This window comes from Actinomadura montaniterrae (assembly GCF_008923365.1).
GTDB lineage: Bacteria > Actinomycetota > Actinomycetes > Streptosporangiales > Streptosporangiaceae > Spirillospora > Spirillospora montaniterrae.
The window spans coordinates 1-2,661 of the sequence record NZ_WBMR01000435.1 but is presented as its reverse complement, the minus strand read 5'-3'; the positions used below and the strand labels follow the sequence as shown (position 1 = coordinate 2,661).

At 74.5% G+C, this 2,661-nt stretch carries 2 protein-coding genes and 1 pseudogene; 2 read left to right on the top strand and 1 reads right to left on the bottom strand.

Annotated features, from left to right (window positions below; translation table 11 throughout):
* A pseudogene (locus tag F9B16_RS50055) lies at positions 1–257 on the top strand (penicillin-binding transpeptidase domain-containing protein); the annotation flags it as partial.
* 149 nt (positions 258–406) lie between these two features.
* Here the strand turns inward: F9B16_RS50055 and F9B16_RS50050 are convergent.
* A complete protein-coding gene (locus tag F9B16_RS50050) occupies positions 407–1,225 on the bottom strand; it encodes an undecaprenyl-diphosphate phosphatase (protein ID WP_151547292.1) in 819 nt (272 codons plus the stop codon).
* A 273-nt stretch (positions 1,226–1,498) separates the two neighbouring features.
* Here F9B16_RS50050 and F9B16_RS50045 point away from each other — a divergent pair, with 273 nt between their 5' ends.
* Entirely contained in the window at positions 1,499–2,452 is a 954-nt protein-coding gene (locus F9B16_RS50045; protein WP_151547291.1) for an aldo/keto reductase, read from the top strand.
* Positions 2,453–2,661 lie beyond the last annotated feature (209 nt).

The window sequence follows — 2,661 nt, the reverse complement described above, 5'->3', positions numbered from 1 at the left end:
TGCAGATGGCGAGCGTCTACGCGACCATCGCCAACGGCGGCGTCCGCGTCGCGCCGAACCTGATCGCGGGGACGGTCGGCGCGGACGACAGGTTCACCCCGGCGCCCGCCCCGCAGCAGCGCCGCGTCCCGGAGCGAGGCGAGGTAGCCCGGGTCGTCGCCGGGACCGGCGCCGAACACCGGGTCGGCGGACGGGCCGCCGGCGCCCTCCGGGAGGTGCTTGGAGTACGGGGGTGGGGCCATGGCCCGGCACTTTAGCCCGGCGGCGACCCGCCGGAACAGATCCCACCAGGATCTTCGTGCCCCCGATTCGCCCGGCCGGGCCGGGCGGCGGCGGTAGGGCGCGGGGCAGCGGCGGTCGGGCGCGGGGGGACGGCGGTAGGGCGCGCGGGGCGGCGCCGCGGGCGTCAGGTCGCGGAGATCGCGCCGGCCGCGAGCAGGCCGAGCAGGACGCCGCCGAGCGCCACCCGGTAGAACACGAACACGTTCGTGGAGTGCCGGGTCAGGAACTTCAGCAGCCAGGCGATGCACGCGTAGCCGACCACGAACGACACCGCGGTCGCGATCGCGGTCGGGACGACCTGCAGCGACCCGTCGAACGCCTTGCGCAGCTCGAACAGCCCCGACAGCACCACCGCGGGGATCGACAGCAGGAAGGAGTACCGGGCGGCGGCCTCGCGGGTGTAGCCGAGGAACAGCGCCCCGGTCATCGTCGACCCCGACCGCGACGACCCGGGGATCAGCGCGAGCGCCTGGAACCCGCCGATGATCAGCCCGTCCCGCATGTTCAGGTCGGCGACCTCGCGCTTGCCGATGCCGGCCCACTCGGCGACCATCAGCAGCAGCCCGAGGACGATCAGCGACGACGCGTTCAGCCACAGGTTCCGGGCGCCGCCCTCGATGAACCCGTTGAGGGCGAGGCCGATGACGGCCACCGGGACGGTGCCGAGGCCGATGTACCAGCCGAGCCGCGCGTCCTGCTGCGGTCGCAGCTCCGGCGTCCACAGGCTCTTCGTCCAGGTGGTCAGGATGCGGACGAGGTCGCGCCAGAAGTAGATGACGACCGCGGCCATGGTGCCGAGCTGGATGACGGCGGTGAAGGCCGCGCCCGGGTCCTTCCAGCCGAGCAGTTTCGGCACGATGAGCAGGTGGCCGGAGCTGGAGATCGGCAGGAACTCGGTGAGCCCCTGGACGATCCCGAGCACGGTCGCTTCCACGACGTTCACGAGCGGCGGGTTCCCTCCGAATGCGAGATCGGCCACGGCGCCGACCCCGGTGAAGCGTATCCGCCGCGCGCCGCGCCCCGGATCCGGCCCGCCCCCGCCGCCCGCCCCGCATCCCCGGCCACCTGCGGCGACACCCCCGTCCGTCACCGGCGGGACGGATCATGCTCACCTTCCCGTCACCCGTCGTCCATCTGACTCCGCGCACGTCACCGGGCCGATGCGGACGGTGACGGCGCCGTGGGAGGCCCGCGATGACCGCTACATTGACCGCCTATGAAGGAGCGTCACCTCGGGCGGAGCGGGCTGCTGGTGTCCCGGCTGGGGCTGGGCACCATGACGTGGGGCCAGGACACCGAGCCGGACGAGGCCGCGGCGCAGCTCGTGGCGTTCGCGGAGTCCGGCGGCACGCTGGTGGACACCGCCGACGTCTACAGCGACGGCGACAGCGAGCGGATCCTCGGGGCGCTGCTGCGCGAGGTCGTGGACCGCGACTCCCTGGTCGTCGCCACGAAGGCGGCGATCCGGCCGAACGGCCGCTACGACGGGTCCCGGCGGCACCTGCTGCGCGCCCTGGACGCGTCCCTGGACCGGATGGACCTCGACCACGTCGACCTGTGGCAGCTGCACGTGTACGACCCGGCGACGCCGCTGGAGGAGACGCTGTCGGCGCTGGACGAGGCGGTGGCGTCCGGCCGGACCCGGTACGTCGGGGTGTCCAACTACGCGGGCTGGCAGGTGTCCAAGGCGGCGGCGTGGCAGCGCGCCTGGCCGGGGCGCGCCCCGATCGTGTCGGCGCAGCTGGAGTACTCGCTGCTGAGCCGCGACATCGAGCGGGAGGTGGTGCCGGCGGCGCTGGACGCCGGGGCCGGGCTGCTGCCGTTCTCGCCGCTCGGGCGGGGCGTGCTGACCGGCAAGTACCGCACCGGCATCCCCGCCGGGTCGCGGGCCGCCGCGCCGCGCTTCGCCGACTTCGTCCAGCCGTACCTGGACGAGGAGTGCGCGCGGATCGTGGAGTCGGTGGTGACCGCCGCCGAGGGCCTCGGCGTGTCGCCGCTGAGCGTGGCGCTCGCCTGGGTGCGGGACCGGCCCGGGGTGGCCGCCCCGATCGTCGGCGCGCGCACCGCCGCGCAGCTGGAGGCCATCCTGGACAGCGAGGACCTGACGCTGCCGAACGAGATCCGGTCCGCGCTGGACGACGTCTCCGACATGTCCCCGGCGCACCAGTGACCGCACCCGCCCCGTGACCGCCCCTGCGGCCGTCCCCGGTGCGCCCGCCGCCTCCGTGCCCGCCTCCGTGACCGGGCGGGCCGTCCGTGGCACGCTCGGGACGGTCCACCGCCAACCGTGAGAAGCCGCGACGGGAAGCCCGTGACCGACACCCCACCTGACATCGAGAACCCCTCGTCCGAGTCCCCGCAGGAGCGCGCCGCCCGCGC